Source organism: Streptomyces sp. GD-15H (genome assembly GCF_045291515.1).
GTDB lineage: Bacteria > Actinomycetota > Actinomycetes > Streptomycetales > Streptomycetaceae > Streptomyces.
The window spans coordinates 6877974-6898144 of record NZ_CP149447.1 but is presented as its reverse complement, the minus strand read 5'-3'; the positions used below and the strand labels follow the sequence as shown (position 1 = coordinate 6898144).

Here is a 20171-nt window from a genome sequence, read left to right as displayed (position 1 = left end):
AGCCGCACTTTTATGCAATGTCGCGCAGGAGGCAGCGTCACAACCGCCCGGCCTGCCGGGCGGCTTGGAGCGCTCAGTGACAGCGCCGCGGCGGAGCCGACACGCGCACCCGACTCGATCGGGCACAGGATGTCGGGTCCGGCAGGACGCGTGCCGCCTAGCGTGGTGATCGCACGCAAGAAGGATGGGGACCGGGCGTGCTGGAGCGGCTCAACCAGGCCATGGAGCAGATCGAGCACGGTCTCGATCGGCCCGCCGATGTGGTGGGGTTGGCACGCACCGCGATGACCTCGGAATACCACCTGCGCCGGATGTTCTCCGCGCTGGCGGGCATGCCGTTGTCGGAGTACGTCCGGCGTCGGCGGCTGACCGTCGCGGGTGCCGAGGTGCTCGCCGGCCATGAGCCGCTGCTGGAGATCGCGGTGCGCTACGGCTACGGCTCGGGGGAGGCGTTCGCGCGAGCGTTCCGCGCCATGCACGGTGTCGGTCCGGGCGAGGCCCGGCGCACCGGCTGCGCACTCGTCTCCCAGCCCCGGTTGACCTTCCGCCTCACCGTCGAAGGGAGCAGCAGCATGCGCTATCGCGTGGTCGACCGGCCGGCCTTCACCGTTGCCGGCCTCAAGGCCCGGGTGCCACTGGTGCACTCGGGGCCGAACCAGGCGATCATCGACTTCGTCCGCGGCGTCGATCCGCGGACCGTGGAGCGCCTGGAGGAACTGTCGGACCAGGAGCCGCAGGGCATCGTCGCGGTCTGCGACGACCTGGACCCCAGCCGCGCCGAGGGTACCGAACTCGACTACTACCACGGGGTACTCACGTCCGCGGCCGCCCCCGAGGGAACGGCGTCCCTGGCCGTTCCGGCCGGCACCTGGGCGGTCTTCACCACCTCCGGACCGGTCCCGCGGGCCATCCAGGAGCTGTGGCGGGACGTGTTCACCCAGTGGTTCCCGTCGAACCCGTACCGCAGCCGTCCCGGCCCGGAGATCCTGCGCACCCACCTGTCACCGGACAAGACCGAAGCCAACGCCGAATTGTGGCTCCCGGTGGAGCGGGAGCAGGGATGAACACAGCACCGGGTTCGTAGACGCCGAATGGTACGAGTGCTCCGGCCGACAGTACGGGCCGGCCGAGGCGCTCGGTTCGGACGAGGACGCCGGCCATTGCCCCCGTCCTCATGCACGGGGAACCATGTCCGGCCCGAGCCCGCACGAGGAAGCCCCTTCCCACAGGCGGTCAAGGCCGAACACGCTCGTTGGCCAGTGCGGCGCTCAGCACCACGTGCCGTTCCCACCACCGTTCGTGAGGCTCAGGACGCCTCGTCCCAGGCGCGGCGCAGGAAGGCGGAGGCGTCGGCCAGTTCCGGGAGGGCGACGGCGTGGCCCAGGCCCGGGTAGCGGTGTTCCTCGAGGTTCGCTCCGGACTCCTCGCGGAGCCAGACGCCGGTCCGGGTGACGAGGTCGGCGGGGATCACCCGGTCCGCGACGTCGCGGCCCCAGAAGACCGGCATCCCGGTCAGGCGACCCTGCTCCTCGGGCAGACCCGCGTCCCACGGCAGGGTGCCGGACAGGAGGACAGCGGCGGCGAACCGCTCCGGGCGGGCGAGCAGCAGGCCGCCCGCCATGGCCATTCCGCCGGAAAAGCCGAGGAGGGAGACCGATGTGTGGCCGGCGGCCTCGGTGTCGAGCCAGCCGAAGAGCCAGTCGGCGGTGGCCGCGAGGGAGTCGGGCAGGGGGCGCCCGATCCCCCGGTTGGCGAACCACGCGTATCCGCCGCCCTCGGTCAGCGGGGCGCGCACGAAGGCCACCGTGGCCTCCTGCGGCAGGTGCGGCGCGAGCTGCGCGAACGACGTCTCGTCCGCTCCCCGCCCGTGCAGGGCGACGACGAGCGGCGTGCCGGGCCTGCGGTCGGGTTCGACGGACCAGCTGACCGTGGGGGCGGCGGTGTGGGGCATGGCGGCGGCTCCTTGGGCGGCGTGAGGCATGCACAGGCTTCAAGCACGGTCGAGCGTACTCGTACTGCTTGAAAGTTGAAGCAGAGGCCGTGGTTGGTTTAACTTGAAGCTTCAAGAGTGCCGAGACGGGTCGCCGCCCAATGCCGCGCGGCGCTCCGACCGTCTTCGCCGCCCCCTTCCGAGGAGTCCCCCCATGGCCAGTCCCACCACCACTTCGTCCCGTCCCGCCGCGGCATCCGGTCAGGAGGCCCCCGCCGTTCCCGCCCGTGCCTACGACATCGGTCTGCTGGTCCTGCGTCTCGCGCTCGGCCTGACCATGGCGGTGCACGGCGCCCAGAAGCTGTTCGGCTGGTTCGGCGGGGGCGGTGTCGAGGGCACCGGGATGTTCTTCGAGTCCCTTGGCTACCCCTCGCCCGAGGCGTTCGCCGTCGTGGCCGGGCTCACCGAGACCCTGGGCGGGCTCGGCCTCGCGCTCGGTCTGTTCACTCCGCTCGCCGCCGCGGCCGTCGCCGGCACGCTGGTCAACGCGATCGCCGTGAAGTGGGGCGGCGGCTTCTTCGCCCCGGAGGGCGTGGAGTACGAGCTCCTCATCACCCTGACCGCGGTGGCGCTCGCCCTGACCGGCCCCGGCCGGATCGCCGTGGACCGGCTGCTGCCCCGGCTGCGCACGCACCGCCTCGCGTACGGCGTCGCCTCCGTCGTCCTCGGCGCCGTGGTGGCCGGCGTCACCCTGCTGCTGCGCCACTGACACGGCGGGTGGTTTCCCGGTCGCGCCGGGTGCGGGCCGCCGTCTCCGGAGACGGCGGCCCGCACCCGGACCGCTCCCGCTGCTTGATCCGCAGGAACGTCACCGAGTGCGCCGGGAACGTGTACCGGAATGCTCTCCCTCGTGAACGAGGGAGATTTCTGGCTCACGCCGCTCGATCACTCGGCGAGCAATCGAGTCTTACGCGATCAACTTCCAGCGCCGCCCGGGCGGCCGCCGGCACACGCAGCCGGTAGGTGTAACGGGCACACCCGCCTGCCTCCTGCACCCTGCCCCGCCTCCCGGTCCCTCTCGTCCGCCGACCGCGATGCGCGGCATCCCGGGCCCTCCGATGAGACGGTATGTGCGACCGCCACACACCCGTGCCGCGATCACGCGAGCATCACCCGAACCGGCGACCGAAAGCACACGCGTTCCCACCCTGCCCACCCGACAGCCATCCAGGCGCTCCGCGCCCGAAACCGGGATACGGCGACACTCCGCGTCACGGCATCCGGATGCGATTCTCCTCAGGGTGGGCAGGAATCTCCCGGCTTCGGCTGGGAGAGCACTTCAACGAGGCGAGTTCACCGTCCGCGACGAGGAACACCGGTGGACGGTCTGGTGGGTGCGTGGCCCGGCCAAGGATCTGGTGCTGGACACGGGTTACGTCCGCGTGGGCTGAGGGGAAACCCCCTCGATGCACAGACTCCAGCGGCCCGCCCGCCCGGTGACGCTGATCCGTGACAGCGCCTGGACGTCGATGTTCCAGTAGGTCGCGGGCGGTGCCTTCAGCGCGTACACCAGCGCGGCGCGGATCACGGAGGGTTCGGCCACCGCGACGACCCGGCAGTTCTCCTCCAGCGGCCGGGTGTCCAGCCAGCCGCCTACGCGGGTGAGGAAGTCCAGCAGCGACTCCCCGCCGTGCACGGTGGCCCGCGGGTCGGCCAGCCAGGCGTCCACGACCTCCGGTTCCCGGGCCATCGCCTCGCCCAGGGTCAGCCCGCGCCAACGGCCCATGTCGCAGTCACGCAGGGCGAGCTGGACCAGCGGGGCGTAGCCGAGCCCGTCCCCGGTGGCACGGCTGCGCGGATTCGGTGAGCAGTAGCGCAGGTCGGTCGCGGCGAGTGGCAGCAGCGCGTGGACCACGCGCTGCACCCCGCTCCACCCGGCCCGATCGAGTGGCCGGTCGTCCTCGAAACGCTCGGTCCGTCGCGAGAAGCTCCCCGCCGCGGCAACGAACGTGACCCGAAGTGCCATGCGGCGATCGTCAGTCCCCGGGGTGAGCAAATCAAGGGGTACGGCCGGGGTGTCATCGAGCGTCCATCAGGCCTTGCACGCAGACCGTGACCTGCCGGGCAAGTGACGCGAAACGCCTTCCCCCTCGGCCCCGCAGCCCTTGCCCCCGCCCCGCCGTCCTCACTCGAGGGGGAGCGCCATGAAGTGGTCGGGCCGGTCCAGTGCCCGGAACCCGAGCCTGGCGTAGACACCGTGCGCGTCGTGCGTGGCGAGCAGGATGCGCCGCAGTCCGCACGGCCGCAGTTCCTCCCGTACCGCGGCCACCAGGGCCGTGCCGAGCCCCTTGCCCCGCACCGACGGGCCGACGTAGACATCGCACAGCCACGCGAAGGTCGCCCGGTCGGTGACGACCCGGGCGTAGGCCACCTGTTCCCCCGAGGGCGTCGCGTACACACCGAAGTTGAGCGAGCCCTCGATCGCCGCGTCGTGCTTCTGACGGGACCGTCCGAGGGCCCAGTACGCGTCGGTGGACAGCCAGTGGTGCACACGTCCTGCGTCGATACGGGCGGGGTCGGTAGAAATCTCGTAGCCCTCGGGCAGGCTCGGTATGACATTCATGGCCGAATACTCGCAGGTCAGGCCGAGCTGAAACGAGCGCCTCCCCCCGTTACCTCACTCGTCCCAGCACCTCGTCGCAGGCGGTGCGCAGTCGCCGTACGCCCTCCGTGATCTCCCCGGTGCCCGCGACCGCCGCGAAGCTCAGCCGCACGTGAGCGGCCGGGAGTGACGGCGATGCCCGCGCGCAGGGCCGCCGTAGTGAGCGCGGACTCTCCCCCAGGGTTGAAAGCCCGGGAGGTGTCCCCGGTGCCGTCGGGCAGGCGCGGCCAGAGGTGGTAACCGCCCGCCGGGACGTGCGGCAGGGCGAGTTCGGGCAGGCGGAGCCGGAGCGCGGTGGTCATCGCGTCCCGGCGGGCCCGCAGCTCGGCGGAGACCGCCCGCAGATGGCGCGGCCGGCGGGCGAGCCGACGAGTTCCAGCGCGGCCGCCTGGAGGGGCCCGGGGGACGAAGAAGGTGTCGACGATCTGGATGGCCCGGAGCCGCTCCAGCACCGGCCCGTGCGCGACGAGGCCGCTCACCCGGAAACTGGGCGAGGTCGCCTTGGCGAGCGAGCAGACGTGGACGACGACGCCGTCGGGATCGCCGTCACCCAGCGGACACGCGGCTGAGGAGCCAGGGATGAGGAGCCGTACGGACCACGGACGCTCAGCCCGTCGCCGCACGAAGCCCGGAGCGGGGGCCCGCTCCCGCACGGGGCGTGCCGGGCGGCGCGCTCCGCCGTAGACTCGAAGCCACGGACCGCTGCTCCCGCACTTGGTGAGGAGACCCCGATGCGCGCAACTGTGGGCGACCAGCTTGTTCAGCACGGCAGGGTGGTCGGTCAGCACGACAAGGTGGCTGAGATCGTCGAAGTGATGGGCCAGAAGGGCGATCCACCCTACCGGGTCCGCTTCGAGGACGGGCACGAGGCCGTGTGCTCACCCGGGCCCGATTCCGAGATCCGGCACAAGAACCGTCAGCGATAATCCGGCGACCGCCGGTGGTGGATCAGCGCGGAGGGGTCGCCGACTGCTCGTAGTGGTCGGCGACCATCCGCGCCGTCGCGCCGACCGGATCGGCGCTCAGCACCCGGGCGGCGAAGAAGACGTGTCGGCGTGCCTGCGGGTGGTCCGCGGCGAGTGTGAGGTGCCGGGAGGATTCGGCCGGGTCCTGCCAGGGGCGGGCTGCGCCGGGTCGGATGCCGAAGCGGGTGCCGGGCCGGATCCCCCGGATGCGAGCCGCCGTCTCGCGTACCAGCCGGTCGATGTCGTCCCGCCGCCAGGCCGCCCGGTCGGGGAAGGCGCCGCCGTGGCGTCGTAGGCGGTGTCGCCGAAGGTCTGCCCCGCCACGGGGTCGGTGATCGTTCTTCGAGGCGTGCACAAGGGGTGCTTTGGCTCGATCGTGTGAGGGTTCACTCGCGGGCTCGCGGCGCTCCGGTGCGACTGGCGTAGCCCGAGCAGCGCGATCCGGGGCGCGGGTGCGGTGTCGGCGCGCGGAGCCCCTGCTCCACCGGAGTGATGGTTCAGGGCCTCTCCGTCGTCTTCGGCGGCATCCTCCTGGGACCGGACCACGCACGAGATGCGTGTCGCCGCCCCGGGGTCGAGTACGCCGGGGGCCCGGGGCACCTCCCCCGCCCGTGAGGCAGCGGGGGAGCGCCCAGGACCGTTCGGGGCGCGCGGCTGAGCGGGCTCACTCCTGCTCGGCCCACGGGAACGGTACGGGCAGAAGTAGTCGTCGAAGTGGACCGCGTCGACGGGATACCGGCGCACCGCGTCGAGCATCGCGTCCTCGACGAAGGCGCGGACCCTCGGGAAGCCCGGGGTCGTAGTGGAGTTTCCCGCCGTACGGGACCACCCAGCCGGGGTTTTGGCGGGTCGGGTGGGTGGCGGCGAGCCGAGTGGGGTCGGTGTGCGGGGCGACCCGGTACGGGTTGAACCAGACGTGCAGTCCCAGGCCGCGGGCGTGGGGCCTCGGTGACGGCGGTGCTCAGCGGATTCCAGCCGGGATGTGCGTGCCCTGGGTGCCGGGGAGGTACGCGGACCGGGGTTCGTACGGGGACGGCCACAGGGCGTCGGCCGTGGGCCGCCCCTGGAGGATCACGGTGTTGAGCCGGTTGCGGACGGCGGCGCCGAGGTGGGCGATCAGCTCGGTCCGCTGCCGGTCGGCGCTCAGTCCCGGACGCGAAGGCCAGTCCCGGTTGGCCACGGTCGCCAGCCACACGCCCCGCATCTCACCCACCGCTGCTCCCTGGCCCCCCCGTCGCACCCGAGGGCCCGGACCCCGGCCGCCCCGGGGTGGCCGAGGTGGCCGTCATCATCGTCACGGCCGACAGCGCCGCCGTCGCGAACGCCCTGCGTGACACTCGTCCCATTTCACACTCATCACAAAAGACGCGATCCACCCGATCACGGACCGCTCCGCGCTCAGTCTGCCCGACCCGTACGATCGATCATCGATACTTCCGGGTAGCGTGCACGAACGGAGCAGGGCGCCGCGACCCGGCGGTCCTGCCGGAGCCGCAGAACAGAGCCGTGGAACAGAGCGGTAGAACAGCGGTAGAACAGAGCCGTAACAGCGCAGACGAACCGCGCAGGGAAGCGAAAGGGACGATGTGACCGACATCGAACGCGTCGGAGTGGTGGGCTGCGGTCAGATGGGCGCGGGAATCGCCGAGGTGTGCGCCCGCGCCGGACTGCACGTGATGGTCGCGGAGACCACCGGCGAGGCCCTGGAGATCGGCCGTACCCGGCTGTACAACTCCCTGACGAAGGCGGCCGAGCGCGGCAAGATCACGGCGGAGGAGCTGGAGGCCACCCAGGCCCGGCTGAGCTTCACCACGGACCTCGGCGAGTTCGCCGACCGTGACCTGGTGATCGAGGCCGTCGTCGAGAACGAGCAGGTCAAGACGGAGATCTTCCAGGTGCTCGACCAGGTGGTGACCCGGCCGGACGCGATCCTGGCCTCCAACACCTCCTCCATCCCGCTGGTGAAGCTGGCGGTCGCCACCTCGCGGCCCGACCACGTCATCGGCATCCACTTCTTCAACCCGGCCCCCGTGCAGCAGCTGGTCGAGCTGATCCCGGCGCTCACCACCTCCGAGGGCACGATCAGCCGGGCGCAGATCTTCACCGAGAAGGTGCTGGGCAAGCACGCGATCCACGCCCAGGACCGTTCCGGGTTCGTGGTGAACGCGCTGCTGATCCCGTACCTGCTCTCCGCGATCCGGATGTTCGAGTCGGGCATCGCCAGCCGCGAGGACATCGACAACGGCATGGAGATGGGCTGCGCCCACCCGATGGGTCCGCTGAAGCTTTCCGACCTGATCGGCCTGGACACGGTGGCCTCGGTCGCGTACTCGATGTACGAGGAGTACAAGGAGCCGCTGTACGCCGCTCCCCCGCTGCTCCAGCGCATGGTCGACGCGGGGCGCCTGGGCCGTAAGAGCGGCTCCGGCTTCTACGACTACGGCTGAGGCTCCGCTCCTTGCACGGTCAGGGCCCGTCAGCATCCAGCGGTACGGACGGGCCCGGCACCCCTCGGACACATGAAGGGTGCCGGGCCCTCGGCGTTGACCCGGGCCGGACACGGCAGGAGTCAGGGCATGGCGTCCGGTCCGAGCCTGAGATGATGCAACAGCAGTAATGCGGCCGCCATGTTGGCGGCCGGGACCTCGCCCCGGGCCACCAGGTCGGGGACCACCTTGAGCGGCACCCACTCCCGGCGGTCCGACTCGAAGTCGTCCACCGGGTGCCCGACGTACTCGCCCTCGTCCGCCCAGTAGATGTGGTGCCGGGCGTCGGTGAGCCCGTTGGACGGCTCCACGCTCATGAGGTGGTGCAGGGGCCCGGGCCGCCAGCCGGTCTCCTCCTCCAGTTCCCGGGCGGCCGCGCGGACGACGTCCTCGCCCTCCTCGACCACGCCGGCCGCGAGCTCCCATCCCCAGCTGTCGGTGATGAAGCGGTGGCGCCACAGGAGGAGGACCTCGTTGGCCTCGTTCACCACCGTGGCCACGGCGACGGGCCGCAACCGGATGAGGAAGTGGTCGAGATGCCGGCCGTCCGGCAGTTCGACATCTACAAGATTGACGCTGAACCAGCGGTTCGAGTACACAATTTGTTCGTTCTGTTTCGTCCACTGCACGGTTATGCCACCTTCCGCTGAGTAAGTGGCAATATCGCAGCAGCAGCGGTCCGGCAGCAGGCGCACAGGAGGCCGCCCGGGACGCAGCGGACGGCGCGACGCGGGCGCACGGCGCGGCCACCTGCGGCGGACCACCGGGCAACTCGGTCGAGCCACCGGGCACGCGCGGCGGGCTACAACGGTACGCGCAGGGCACCGTCGATGAGTTCGGCCACCTCGCCGGTACCGGCGCAGCCGTTGCGCACCAAGTGCTCGCGCACGGCGCGCAGTCGGTCGCGCAGCCGCTGCGACTCCATTCCACGGGCCTGCTCGGCCATCTGCACCGCGATGGCGACCGCGTTGTCGGTGTTGCCCTGCCGCAGTTCGATGGTGCTCAGCATGGCGAGCCGGTGCACCCGTCCCCGGTCGTGCGCGGGGTTGTCGACGGCTGCGGCCGCGTGCTCGCCGGCCGCAGCCAGCTCGCCGAGGCTGAGCAGCGCCTCCGCCACCTGCACGTTGACCAGGCCGGGTTGGACATAACCGGTCTCGTCGGGTTCGTGGCCGCGCCGGATGCGCTCGGCGGCCTGCTCGGCGCGCCGGATGCAGGACAGCGCGTTCGTGCCGTCGCCGAGGTGCGCGTACGCCTTCGCCTGCATCGCGTACAGGTCGGAGGCGAGGGCAGGGGTGAGGTGCTTGCCCGTGGCGCGCAACGCGGCCTCCGCGAAGGCGACGGCCTGCCGGTACTCCCGCGTGAACAGCGACTGGTTGACCAGGAGCGCGATCGCATAGGCGCCAAGTCCGCGGTCCCCGCTGGCTTTTGCCAGTCGGAGCGCCTGGTGGAAGTAGCGCTGGGCGAGTCCGTGCGCGTCGGAGTCGTACGCGCAGATGCCCGCGACCGCCACCAACCCACCGGTGGCCCGGTGCAGTTGGCGACCGGTGGAGTCGGTGTAGCTGCCGCGCAGCAGCGGGGCGGCCTCGGTGTTGAGGAAGCCGACGATGCGGGCGCGGGTCGCGACGCCGCCGGCCTTGCGGTACATCTGCTCGTAGTGGGAGCGGGCGGAGCGCAGCATGTCCAGGTCGTCCGGTGTGACCCGGTGCCGGCCACCGCGTGAGACGTCCACGTCCTCGGGCGGGTTCTCCCACTCCCAGACGGGCATCACGGCGGGAGTGCCGGTGACCGCGGGCACACCCCGTATGTGCGGGCGCCGCTGCTGGTCGGAGCGCCACAGCGCGGTGGCCCGCTCGACGAAGCCGGAGAGCGAACCGGGATGCGGGGTGGACGCCTCGCCGGGGACCCCGAGGCCGATGTCGTCGAGGGTGACCTGGCGGTGCAGCCGGACGGCCAGTACCTCGCAGATCAGGTCGGGCACCTGGCCGCGGGGCCGCTGCCCCCTCAACCAGCGGGCTACGGCGGTGTGTTCGTATCTGAGTGACAGTCCGCGTGCCCGACCGGCCTGGTTGACGTGCGCGGCCAGGCCGGCGTGCGAGATGCCGGCCTTGTCCAGGACCGCGTCGAGCAGAGTGTTGGGCTGCATGAGGCCCCCGGGGGATCGGTGTCGACAGAGTAGTGGCCGGGTGTTCACACGGGGTGTGAACGGAGTGTCCGAATCCGCAGTGTGTGCGCGCTGTCGCGGAGAGTTTCCGGCCGGTTGACTGAGTTGCCTCGAAAGAGGCCGGCCGGGCCGCCGGCTCCCCCTCGTACAGTGCGGCGGCCCGTATCCGCGCCGTCCGCCCAGCCGCCTGCCCGACACTCCGTGGCGGGGCGGACGGCCCGCCGGCCGTCCGCGCGCCTGCGGGGGACGCACGCTATGCGGGGAACTGCTGAGAGCTCGCCGACTGCGGGCCCGTCGTGGTCGATCCGGGGGATTCCGGCGCCGTCGAGGGGGCGTGCGGAGACGGGCGCTCGTTCCTGAGGATCACGAGGGCGATGTCGTCCTGGGGTGAGCCGCCGGTGTGGTGGGTCAGCGCCGTGAGGACCGTGTGCAGGACCGTCTGCGGTGTGCGCGGTGCCTCGCGCGCGGCCGCGGCGAGCACCTCCGGCAGCGGGAAGAAAAGGCCGTCGGCGTCCCGTGCGTCCTCGGCTCCGTCCGTGTGCAGGACGAGTATGTCGCCGGGCAGCAGTCGTCCGCAGGGGACGGTGGGGAGCTCGGCGGGCAGCGGGAACGGGCCCAGCGGCGGGTGCGGATCGGCGCGGGCGAGCGGTTCGGCCCGTGCGCCGCTCAGGAGATGGGGCCAGGGGTGCCCGCAGTTCAGGGCCCGCATCTGCCCGTCCGGGAGGATCTCGAGGAGCAGGACGGTGACGAACTCCTCGGCGACCTCATGGCCGTCGGCGGCGACGGCTGCCGAAAGGTGCTCGGCGCATGCCCGCTCCCGCAGGTGCCGGTCCATCGCCCGCTCCAGTCGGCGCAGCACTCCGGCCAGATCGGGCTCGTCGTACGCGGCCTCGCGGAAGCCGTCGAGGACGGTGGTGACGGTGGGGAAGGCACCGAGCCCGTGTCCGCGGACGTCGCCGATGACCGCCCGTACGCCGTACTCGGTGGCGACCACCTCATACAGATCTCCGCCGAGCCGGGCGCCCCGGTCGGCGGAGAGTCGGACGGCGGCGACCGTCAGTCCGTCGACGCGCGGCGGCGGCCGCAGCCTCCGCTGCGCGGTGCGTGCGATCGTACGGGTCCGCCTCAGCTCCCGCAGCAGGCTCTGCCCGACGTGCAGCGCCAGTCCGGTGCCGAGGGCGCTCAGGGCGGTGGGTGGCAGTCCGCGTGCGAGCGCCCGGCGCAGCGGGCAGCGGTCGGGATTCCATGAGGTGGTCCTGGGCCGCCCCGTGCGGGGTGCCCCAGCCTGGAAGCGGATCATGCCGATGCCCCCCATTTGTGGCCCAGACAGCGCAGACCGGCCTCGGAGAGGCCGGTCAGATTCTTTCGACCGCACGATCCGATCCGGACGTATCACCCGGAATGCCACCCGAACGAGTGAGGTGACTGGCGGTAACAGATACGCGAGAGACATACACGGCTTCAGGGGCGCACGGGACTCGCGCACCCGCGAGGGCCGAAGGACCGGCCCCGAAGAGCCGGTCCTTGAAGGAGGACCCACTAGCCGCGAAGGACTGCCCCGGTGCGCTCGCCCGCGAGGGCGACCGCCGTCTCCCGGGCCGCGGACGCCTCGTCGACCGTCAGCGTCCGGTCGGTCGCGCGGAACCGCAGCGCGTACGCCAGGGACTTGCGCCCCTCGCCCAGTTGCTCGGCGTTCTCGTACACGTCGAACAGGCGGATGGACTCCAGCAGTGCACCGGCGCCCTCGCGCAGTGCCGCCTCGACGTCCGACGCCGGCACGGACTCGTCGACGACCAGCGCGACGTCCTGCGTGGCGACCGGGAAGGTGGAGATGCCCGGCGCCTGCGGGGTGTCGTTGCCGGCCTGCTCCAGGACGTCCAGGTCGAGCTCCATCGCGCAGCTGCGCGCGGGCAGGCCCAGGGTCTTCAGCACGCCCGGGTGCAGCTCTCCGGCGTGTCCGATCATCCGCTCGGTGCCGTCGACGACGACCGCCAGTTCGGCGCAGCGACCCGGGTGCCACGGGCCGTACCGGCCCTTGCGCACGATGAGCTCGGCCCCCGCCTCGGCGGCGACGGTCCGGGCGGCCTCGATCGCGTCGGCCCAGTCCGCCGGGCGGCCCGCGCCCCACCAGCCGGCCTGCTCGCGGGCACCGGCGAGGACCGCGGCCACGTGCCGCGGCTGATCCGGCAGCGCCGCGTCGAGGCCGGCGAGTTCCTCGTCGGTGGGTCGCCGGTCCACCGGCAGCCGGACGGCGGTCCGCTGCTCCTCGCGCGGGAAGAAGACCAAGCCGGTCTCGAACAGGGCCAGGTCGTGCGAGCCGCGTCCGTCGTTGCGCCGCAGCGCGTTGAGCAGACCGGGCAGCAGCGAGGTCCGCAGCGCGGGCTCCTCGTCACTGAGCGGGTTGGTCAGCTTCACCACACGGCGGGCCGGGTCACCGGCGTCCAGGCCGAGCTGATCGAAGACCTGCTCACCGACGAACGGGTAGTTCGGCGCCTCGACGTATCCGGCGCCGGCCAGGGCCCGGCCGATCCGGCGGTGCAGCCGCTGCCGGCCGGTCAGGCCACGTCCGGCGGGCGGCCTGGGCAGTGTGGCGGGCAGGTTCTCGTAGCCCTCGAGCCGGATGACCTCTTCGGCCAGGTCGTTCGGGTCGGTGAGGTCGGGCCGCCAGGACGGCACGGTGACGATCAGCTCATCCTGCCCGCCCGTCTCCCGGCCACCGCCCCTCAACGACGCGTTCCACGCGGCAGTGTTTCCCATGACGTCGCAGCCGACCTGCTGGAGGCGGCGTACGACGGTCTCGCGGCCGTAGGCGACGCCCGCGACCTTGTCCGGGTGGTCGGCCGGGATGGTGAGGGTGTGCGGCGCGGTCGGGGCGACGACCTCAGTGACTCCGGCCTCCGCGGTACCGCCGGCGAGCAGCACCAGCAGGTCGACGGTGCGCTGCGCGGCAGCGGCGGCGGCCTGCGGGTCGACTCCCCGCTCGAAGCGCCGGGACGCCTCGGAGGACAGCTTGTGCCGACGGGCCGTGCGTGCGATCGACACCGAGTCGAAGTGCGCGGCCTCGATCACCACGTCGGCCGTGGCGTTCTCGACGGTGGGGGTCCCCCCGGTCGAGTCTGTTCGAGACTGGGGGAGGTCGGCGATCTCCGTGTTGGCGCCGCCCATGACGCCGGCGAGCCCGATCGGGCCGCGCTCGTCGGTGATCACCAGGTCCTCGGTGTCAAGGGTGCGCTGCACGCCGTCGAGGGTGGTGAGCTTCTCGCCCGGCTCGGCCCGGCGGACGCCGATGGTGCCCTGGACCAGGGAGCGGTCGTAGGCGTGCAGCGGCTGGCCGAGCTCCAGCATCACGTAGTTGGTGATGTCGACGGCGAGGGAGATCGGGCGCATGCCGGCCTTCTGCAGCCGGCGCTGGAGCCAGATCGGGGAGCGCGCGTCGGGGCTCAGGCCGGTCACCGTGCGGGCGGTGAAGCGGTCGCAGCCGGCCGGGTCGGAGACCTTCACCGGGTAGCCGAAGGCGTTCGGTCCCGGCACGTCGAGCAGCGCCGGGTCGCGCAGCGGCAGGCCGTAGGCGGTGGCGGTCTCGCGGGCCACGCCGCGCATCGACAGGCAGTAGCCGCGGTCCGGGGTGACGGCGATGTCGAGGACCTCGTCGACCAGTTCCAGCAGCTCGATCGCGTCCTTGCCGACCTCGGTCTCCGGCGGCAGCACGATGATGCCCTTGCTGCCGTCGTCGCCCATGCCCAGCTCGTCGCTGGAGCAGATCATGCCGTGCGAGACCTTGCCGTAGGTCTTGCGGGCGGCGATCGCGAAGCCGCCGGGCAGCACGGCGCCGGGCAGCACCACGACGACCTTGTCGCCGGCCGCGAAGTTGCGGGCGCCGCAGACGACCTCCTGGGGCTCACCGGTGCCGTTGGCCTGGCCGACGTCGACGGTGCAGAAGCGGATCGGCTTCTTGAAGCCCTCCAGCTCCTCGATGGTCAGTACCTGGCCGACGACCAGGGGACCCTTGAGGTCCGCTCCGAGGTGTTCGACCGCCTCGACCTCGAGGCCGGCCGAAATGAGCTTGGCCTGGACGTCGCGGCCGGTCTCCGTTGCCGGCAGGTCGACGTACTCCCGCAGCCAAGAAAGCGGGACCCGCATCAGATCTCCATCCCGAACGGCCGGGTGAACCGGACGTCACCCTCGACCATGTCTCGCATGTCCTCGACGTTGTGGCGGAACATCAGCATCCGCTCGATGCCGAACCCGAAGGCGAATCCGCTGTACTTCTCGGGGTCGACGCCGCAGGCGGTGAGCACCCGAGGGTTGACCATGCCGCAGCCGCCGAGTTCGATCCAGCCCTCGGAGGAGCAGGTGCGGCAGGGACGGTCGGGGTTTCCGATGGACTCGCCCTTGCAGACGTAGCAGAGCATGTCCATCTCGGCGCTCGGCTCGGTGAAGGGGAAGAAGTTCGGCCGCAGCCTGGTCTTCATGCCCTCGCCGAACAGCGACTGCACCATGTGGTCCAGGGTGCCCTTGAGGTCCGCCATGGTCAGGCCCTCGTCGACGGCGAGGAGCTCCACCTGGTGGAAGACGGGGGTGTGGGTCGCGTCCAGCTCGTCGGTGCGGTAGACCCGGCCGGGGCAGATCACGTACACCGGCAGCTCGCGGTCGAGCAGGGAGCGGATCTGCACGGGTGACGTGTGGGTGCGCAGCACGACTCCGGATTCGGTGCCGCCCTCCGGGCCCTGCACGAAGAAGGTGTCGTGCTCACCGCGGGCCGGGTGGTCCGGGCCGATGTTGAGGGCGTCGAAGTTGAACCACTCGGCCTCGACCTGCGGGCCCTCGGCGACCTCGTACCCCATGGCAACGAAGGTGTCCTCGATGCGCTCGGACAGCGTGGTCAGCGGGTGCCGGGCGCCGGACGGTACGCGGTCGTGGGGCAGTGTGACGTCCACCGCCTCCTCGACCAGTACCCGGGCGTCCCGCTCGGCCTCCAGTTCGCTCTGGCGGCCGGCGAGGGCCTTGTTCACGGCACCGCGCGCCTGGCCCACGCGCTTGCCCGCGTCGGCCTTGGCGTGCGGGGGCAGGGCGCCGATCTCGCGGTTGGCGAGGGCCAGCGGGGAGGCGGGGCCGGTGTGGGCGACCTTGGCCTCGTGGAGCGCGTCGAGGGAGTCCGCGGCGGCGAAGGCGGCGAGCGCCTCGTCCCGCATGCGCTCGATCTCTTCCGGTTTCAACGCCTCGACCTCGACTGGGTCGTACGACTTATTGGGTGCCGACATCTCTTCCCGTACTTCCGTTGGCTGGCTGATGGTCCCCGTCACCGGCTCGTGGACGAAGCGTCTCCGTCTGCGGGACACAATGGTGGCCAGAGGCCGAGTCTAACGGGGTGCGGGCAGGCGAATGCGCCCGTGGGGCCCTGGGTCGCTCTAGGTGAGGTACGCCGGGGCCGCCACGGGCAACGTAAATCGGAGCTCCGCGCCGCCGCCGCGGGCGCGGCCGACGGTGATGGTGCCGCCGTGGGCCTCGACGATGCCCTTGACGATGTACAGCCCGAGGCCGGTGCCGCCGCGCTTGCTGCCCCGCCAGAAGCGGGTGAAGACGCGGTTCATGGACTCCTCCGGGATGCCGGGACCCTCGTCGCTCACGGTGACCGACGTGGCCGCGTGCTCGCCGTTCTCCCGGTCGCGGGGGGACGCCGAGGGCGTGATGTCAATGGTGACGGTTCCCTCGCCGTGGCGCACGGCATTTTCCAGCAGGTTGCTGAGCACCTGGTCGACCTTGTCGGGGTCGGCCCACAGGTCGGGCAGGGGGTGCTGGATCCGCAGCAGGAACCGGTCGGCGGGCTGTCCGGCGGCGACGTACGCCTGGATGTGCCGTCCGACGGCGGTGCCGATGTCGATGGGCTGGCGGCGCACTTCGAGGCGCCCGGAGTCGATGCGGGAGATGTCGAGGAGTTCGGCGATGAGCCGGGTGACGCGGTCGGCGTCGGCGTCGACGGTCTCCAGCATCAGCTGTTTCTGCTCGTCGGTGAAGCGCTCCCACTTCGCGAGCAGGGTGGCGGTGAAACCCTTGACGGAGGTGAGCGGGGAGCGCAGTTCATGGGCGACGATGGCGATCAGTTCGGCGTGGCTGCGCTCGGTGCGGCGCCGGGCCTCGGTGTCGCGCAGCGACACGACGACCCGGCGGACCGGGCCGGTGGGGCGGGTGCGGACGTAGCGTGCCGAGACGAGGACCTCCCGGCCGCCGGGCAGCAGCAGATTGCGCTCGGGCTGGCCCACCCGGATGGCGAGGCCGCCGTAGGGGTCGGTGAGCTGCCACCAGCGCCGGCCCTCCAGGTCCTCCAACGGCAGGGCCACCTCGAGGCGTTGCCCGAGGGCCCGGTCGGCGGGGACGGCGGTGATCCGGGCGGCCGCCGCGTTGAAGCAGATCACCCTGCCGTGCTCGTCGGCGACGACGAGTCCGTCGGGCAGCTGGTCGGGATCGATGCCGAGCTCGGCGGGGCCTGCGAACCGGGACGCGGGCGGGCGCGCCGCCTCCGGTGCTCCCGGTGCGCTGCTCGTGCCGACGGTCATCCCCGTACCCCACCTCTCAGAACTCCCTCGGGGTGCCCCGCGCTCACGGAGGGTTCCCCGGTCCGGGCGGAGCCGGGGGAGCCTAAGGCACGGCCGAGAGCTTGGGGAGGGTCCCCGGGCAGGTCACCCTACTAGCTCTCGGTGACGGAGCGGCACCCTCCGGCGGCGCGCTGTGCACGCGCCGACGCGTAGAGACATACGGCGGCGGCGGTGGCGAGGTTCAGACTCTCGGCCTTTCCGTGGATCGGGACGCGGACGACGGCGTCCGCGAGCGCGCGGGTCTCCTCGGGGAGGCCCCACGCCTCGTTGCCGAAGACCCAGGCGGTCGGCCCGCCCATGGTGCACCGGTCGAGTTCGTCGTCGAGGTCCCGGTCGCCCGCGCCGTCCGCCGCGAGCACCCGTACTCCGGTGTCCCTGAGGGCGGCCACGGCCCGCTCGACGGGCACGCCCACGGCGACGGGCAGGTGGAACAGCGACCCGACGGAGGCGCGTACGGCCTTGGGGTTGTACAGGTCGACGGAGGCGTCGGTCAGGACGACGGCCTCGGCGCCGGCCGCGTCGGCGCACCGCAGTACGGTGCCGGCGTTGCCGGGGTCGCGTACGTGCGCGAGGACGGCGACGAGCCGGGGCCGGGCGGCGAGGATCTCGTCGAAGGGGGTGTCCAGGAAGTGGCACACCCCGACGAGGCCCTGCGGGGTGACCGTGGTGGAGATGTCGGCGATGACCTGCTCGGCGGCGAGGTGGACACGGGCGCCGGCGTCCCGCGCGGCGCCGATGATGTCGGCATGGCGCTCGGCGGCCTCCGGCGTGGCGAACAGCTCGACGAGCGTGGCGGCGCCGGTGGGCCGGTGACCGCCTTCCCGGTCGACCGTGGCCCGGTGAACGGCGGCCTCCCGTACGGCCTGCGGCCCCTCGGCGAGGAACAGTCGCTCCTTGCCCCGGAAGTTCCGCTTGGCCAGCCGCCGCGCGGCGGACACGCGGGGCGAGCGGGAGGAGATCAACTCGGGGGTGGCGGGGGGCATTCGGTTCACTTTCGCTCGCAACTTCCGCACATACGACGGACCCGCAGGCAGCGCCTACGGGTCCGTTGGATCACGCCGGATCAGGGCCGGCGCGGCGTCACGCGGCCTTGGGCGCGTTCACGTCGGCCGGCAGCGCCTTCTGGGCCACCTCGACGAGCGCGGCGAAGGCGGTGGCGTCGTTCACGGCCAGCTCGGCCAGGATCTTGCGGTCGACCTCGACGTTCGCGGCCTTCAGACCCTGGATGAAGCGGTTGTACGTGATGCCGTTCGCGCGGGCAGCGGCGTTGATGCGCTGGATCCACAGCTGGCGGAAGTCACCCTTGCGCTTCTTGCGGTCGTTGTAGTTGTAGACCAGCGAGTGGGTGACCTGCTCCTTGGCCTTGCGGTACAGACGCGAACGCTGACCGCGGTAGCCGGAGGCCTGCTCGAGGATCGCCCGGCGCTTCTTGTGGGCGTTGACTGCCCGCTTGACGCGTGCCACTTTTTAACTCCTTGTAGCGGGGCCGCGGTTGTTGCTCACACGACCCGAAATCGATTGGGTCCCGGTCCTGACGTACGTACGGCGCCTCGGCGCCGGAGCGTCACTTGCCGAGAAGCTTCTTGATCTTCTTGGCGTCGCCCGGGGCCATCTCGGCGTTGCCGGTGAGGCGACGCGTCACACGGGACGACTTGTGCTCGAGCAGGTGGCGCTTGCCGGCGCGCTCACGGAGCACCTTGCCGGTGCCGGTGACCTTGAAGCGCTTGCGGGCACCGCTGTGCGTCTTGTTCTTCGGCATAGCGCCGTTATCTCCTCGTCGGTGGCGCTCCGATGCCCGGTCACGAAAACCGGGCACGGTGGAGCGTCGTACTTGTTTCGGTTATGTCCTGAGGGGCGGGCCCCCCGGGATCACGCCTCGGCGGCGGCCTGGGCCGGAGCTTCGGTCTCCGCGTCGTGGTCGTCGTGGTCGTCGTGGTCACCCTCGGCGGCGTTCTGCGAGCGGCCGGGGTGGGCCTTCGCGTCCGCCTTGCGGGCTTCCTGCGCCTGGCGGGCCTCGGCCATCGCCTCGGTCTTCTTCTTGTGCGGACCGAGAACCATGATCATGTTCCGGCCGTCCTGCTTCGGGTTCGACTCGATGAACCCGAGGTCCTGGACGTCCTCCGCGAGCCGCTGCAGCAGCCGGTAGCCCAGCTCGGGCCGGGACTGCTCGCGACCACGGAACATGATCGTGATCTTGACCTTGTCGCCCTGCTTCAGGAACCGGACGACGTGACCCTTCTTGGTGTCGTAGTCGTGCGGGTCGATCTTCGGCCGGAGCTTCATTTCCTTGATGACCGTGTGCGCCTGGTTCTTGCGCGCCTCACGGGCCTTCATGGCCGACTCGTACTTGAACTTCCCGTAGTCCATGAGCTTGCACACAGGCGGGCGGGCGGTCGCCGCGACCTCGACCAGGTCCAGGTCGTACTCCTGTGCAAGCTCCAGTGCCTTGGCCAGCGGGACAATGCCCACCTGCTCGCCACTGGGACCGACAAGTCGCACCTCGGGAACGCGAATCCGGTCGTTGATGCGGGGCTCGGCGCTGATGGATCCTCCTCGATAGCACCACGCGACGGTCTGGCGGACAGCCGCGTAACGTCTGTATTCGTTAGACCTAACCGCGCCGAAGCAACAAAAATGCCCCGGACGATCACAGGCGGGGCTCCTCGAACTACCGGAACACCGCCGCGATCACCGCGGGGCGCACTTTCGGGCGGATCGCCGCTGAGCGGCGCCGCCTGACCGGTGACCTGTCATCCCCAGGGACGATCAGGTGGGAGTTCGAAAGCCTCCACTTGTGGGCCGGGCTCGTATGCAGTGGTGCAGACGGGTCCGACCGGTCGTTACACAAGGTTAGCAGCTTCCGCAGGGGTGCGCTAACCGTTCTTCCCGCACTTCTGGCGCCGCACCTCCTGCTGTCAAGAGGGCACGCGCCTGGCCCTATCGTGTGGGGCATGAGTGAGACCTCCCCCTCGGACGCCCCCGAAACCCCCGAGAGCACCGACAACCCCGACTTCGACGCCATGGCCCGGGACATCGCCGAGGTTCCGGCGGTCGAGGTGATCGTGACCGTCGCCGTCAACCTGATGAGCGCCGCCGCGGTGAAGCTCGGCCTGACCGAGGAGGGCGACCAGCACAAGGACCTGGACGAGGCCCGCAAGCTGGTACACGCGCTGGCCGGCCTGCTGGACGCGTCCACGACCGAGATCAGCTCCTTCCACGCGGCGCCGCTGCGCGACGGCTTGAAGTCGCTCCAGCTGGCGTTCCGCGAGGCCTCGCTCGTCCGGGACGAGCCGGGGCAGGGCCCGGGTGAGAAGTACACGGGTCCGCTCTACGCCTGAGGGGTCCCGGGGGCGGCTGGTCCGGGGCCTGCGACC

18 protein-coding genes and 3 pseudogenes are annotated in these 20171 nt (G+C 71.5%); 5 read left to right on the top strand and 16 right to left on the bottom strand.

Annotated features, from left to right (window positions below; genetic code table 11):
- Positions 1 to 197 precede the first annotated feature (197 nt).
- Positions 198 to 1064, top strand: coding sequence for a GyrI-like domain-containing protein (locus WJ438_RS32610; protein WP_406728399.1), 867 nt, complete (start codon positions 198 to 200; stop codon positions 1062 to 1064).
- 242 nt (positions 1065 to 1306) lie between these two features.
- On the opposite strand, the gene WJ438_RS32605 is transcribed toward WJ438_RS32610, so the two are convergent.
- The gene (locus tag WJ438_RS32605; protein WP_406728398.1) at positions 1307 to 1951 is read right to left on the bottom strand and encodes an alpha/beta hydrolase; all 645 of its coding nucleotides are present in this window, start codon (positions 1949 to 1951) and stop codon (positions 1307 to 1309) included.
- A gap of 193 nt (positions 1952 to 2144) precedes the next feature.
- Here WJ438_RS32605 and WJ438_RS32600 point away from each other — a divergent pair, with 193 nt between their 5' ends.
- Positions 2145 to 2699 carry a DoxX family protein gene (locus WJ438_RS32600; RefSeq protein ID WP_406728397.1) on the top strand — a complete coding sequence of 185 codons (555 nt, stop codon included), beginning with the start codon at positions 2145 to 2147 and terminating at the stop codon, positions 2697 to 2699.
- A 663-nt stretch (positions 2700 to 3362) separates the two neighbouring features.
- On the opposite strand, the gene WJ438_RS32595 is transcribed toward WJ438_RS32600, so the two are convergent.
- From WJ438_RS32595 to WJ438_RS32585, 3 genes and pseudogenes are all read right to left on the bottom strand, one after another.
- Entirely contained in the window at positions 3363 to 3956 is a 594-nt protein-coding gene (locus WJ438_RS32595) for a histidine phosphatase family protein (protein ID WP_406728396.1), read from the bottom strand.
- A gap of 159 nt (positions 3957 to 4115) precedes the next feature.
- Positions 4116 to 4553, bottom strand: coding sequence for a GNAT family N-acetyltransferase (locus WJ438_RS32590; protein ID WP_406728395.1), 438 nt, complete (start codon positions 4551 to 4553; stop codon positions 4116 to 4118).
- Positions 4554 to 4602: 49 nt separating this feature from the next.
- Positions 4603 to 5149, bottom strand: a pseudogene (locus tag WJ438_RS32585) (PLP-dependent aminotransferase family protein); the annotation flags it as partial.
- 174 nt (positions 5150 to 5323) lie between these two features.
- Here WJ438_RS32585 and WJ438_RS32580 point away from each other — a divergent pair.
- Positions 5324 to 5518 carry a DUF1918 domain-containing protein gene (locus tag WJ438_RS32580; RefSeq protein WP_109380432.1) on the top strand — a complete coding sequence of 65 codons (195 nt, stop codon included), beginning with the start codon at positions 5324 to 5326 and terminating at the stop codon, positions 5516 to 5518.
- Between the two features lie 22 nt (positions 5519 to 5540).
- Here the strand turns inward: WJ438_RS32580 and WJ438_RS32575 are convergent.
- Together WJ438_RS32575 and WJ438_RS32570 are read right to left on the bottom strand one after the other, a co-directional pair.
- Positions 5541 to 5884, bottom strand: a pseudogene (locus tag WJ438_RS32575) (hypothetical protein); the annotation flags it as partial.
- A gap of 351 nt (positions 5885 to 6235) precedes the next feature.
- Positions 6236 to 6903 (bottom strand): annotated as a pseudogene (locus WJ438_RS32570) (glycoside hydrolase family 10 protein); the annotation flags it as partial.
- A gap of 240 nt (positions 6904 to 7143) precedes the next feature.
- Here WJ438_RS32570 and WJ438_RS32565 point away from each other — a divergent pair.
- The gene (locus WJ438_RS32565; RefSeq protein ID WP_406728394.1) at positions 7144 to 8004 is read left to right on the top strand and encodes a 3-hydroxybutyryl-CoA dehydrogenase; all 861 of its coding nucleotides are present in this window, start codon (positions 7144 to 7146) and stop codon (positions 8002 to 8004) included.
- A 122-nt stretch (positions 8005 to 8126) separates the two neighbouring features.
- On the opposite strand, the gene WJ438_RS32560 is transcribed toward WJ438_RS32565, so the two are convergent.
- The 10 genes from WJ438_RS32560 to infC all read right to left on the bottom strand — a co-directional run bounded on the left by WJ438_RS32560 (position 8127) and on the right by infC (position 19341).
- On the bottom strand, positions 8127 to 8672 hold the full coding sequence (locus WJ438_RS32560; protein WP_406728393.1) for an NUDIX hydrolase: 546 nt from the start codon (positions 8670 to 8672) through the stop codon (positions 8127 to 8129).
- A 173-nt stretch (positions 8673 to 8845) separates the two neighbouring features.
- Complete coding sequence (locus tag WJ438_RS32555; protein ID WP_406728392.1) at positions 8846 to 10186, bottom strand: transcriptional regulator; 1341 nt, start codon at positions 10184 to 10186, stop codon at positions 8846 to 8848.
- A gap of 271 nt (positions 10187 to 10457) precedes the next feature.
- The gene (locus tag WJ438_RS32550; protein ID WP_406728391.1) at positions 10458 to 11504 is read right to left on the bottom strand and encodes a PP2C family protein-serine/threonine phosphatase; all 1047 of its coding nucleotides are present in this window, start codon (positions 11502 to 11504) and stop codon (positions 10458 to 10460) included.
- A gap of 239 nt (positions 11505 to 11743) precedes the next feature.
- Positions 11744 to 14344 (bottom strand): phenylalanine--tRNA ligase subunit beta, encoded by a 2601-nt coding sequence (gene pheT, locus WJ438_RS32545; protein WP_406728390.1) that lies wholly within the window; start codon positions 14342 to 14344, stop codon positions 11744 to 11746.
- Positions 14344 to 15465 (bottom strand): phenylalanine--tRNA ligase subunit alpha, encoded by a 1122-nt coding sequence (gene pheS, locus WJ438_RS32540; protein ID WP_406728389.1) that lies wholly within the window; start codon positions 15463 to 15465, stop codon positions 14344 to 14346. The genes pheT and pheS overlap by 1 nt, the downstream gene beginning before the upstream one ends.
- A gap of 147 nt (positions 15466 to 15612) precedes the next feature.
- Positions 15613 to 16758, bottom strand: coding sequence for an ATP-binding protein (locus WJ438_RS32535; protein ID WP_406728388.1), 1146 nt, complete (start codon positions 16756 to 16758; stop codon positions 15613 to 15615).
- A gap of 131 nt (positions 16759 to 16889) precedes the next feature.
- Complete coding sequence (locus WJ438_RS32530; protein WP_406728387.1) at positions 16890 to 17780, bottom strand: TrmH family RNA methyltransferase; 891 nt, start codon at positions 17778 to 17780, stop codon at positions 16890 to 16892.
- Positions 17781 to 17877: 97 nt separating this feature from the next.
- A complete protein-coding gene (rplT, locus tag WJ438_RS32525) occupies positions 17878 to 18261 on the bottom strand; it encodes a 50S ribosomal protein L20 (RefSeq protein WP_004933571.1) in 384 nt (127 codons plus the stop codon).
- A gap of 100 nt (positions 18262 to 18361) precedes the next feature.
- Positions 18362 to 18556, bottom strand: coding sequence for a 50S ribosomal protein L35 (gene rpmI / locus WJ438_RS32520; RefSeq protein WP_406728386.1), 195 nt, complete (start codon positions 18554 to 18556; stop codon positions 18362 to 18364).
- A 110-nt stretch (positions 18557 to 18666) separates the two neighbouring features.
- Entirely contained in the window at positions 18667 to 19341 is a 675-nt protein-coding gene (gene infC, locus WJ438_RS32515; RefSeq protein WP_406729877.1) for a translation initiation factor IF-3, read from the bottom strand.
- A gap of 407 nt (positions 19342 to 19748) precedes the next feature.
- On the opposite strand from infC, the gene WJ438_RS32510 reads away from it, so the two are divergent.
- Positions 19749 to 20135 (top strand): DUF1844 domain-containing protein, encoded by a 387-nt coding sequence (locus WJ438_RS32510; RefSeq protein ID WP_406728385.1) that lies wholly within the window; start codon positions 19749 to 19751, stop codon positions 20133 to 20135.
- The last annotated feature ends 36 nt before the right edge of the window (positions 20136 to 20171 follow it).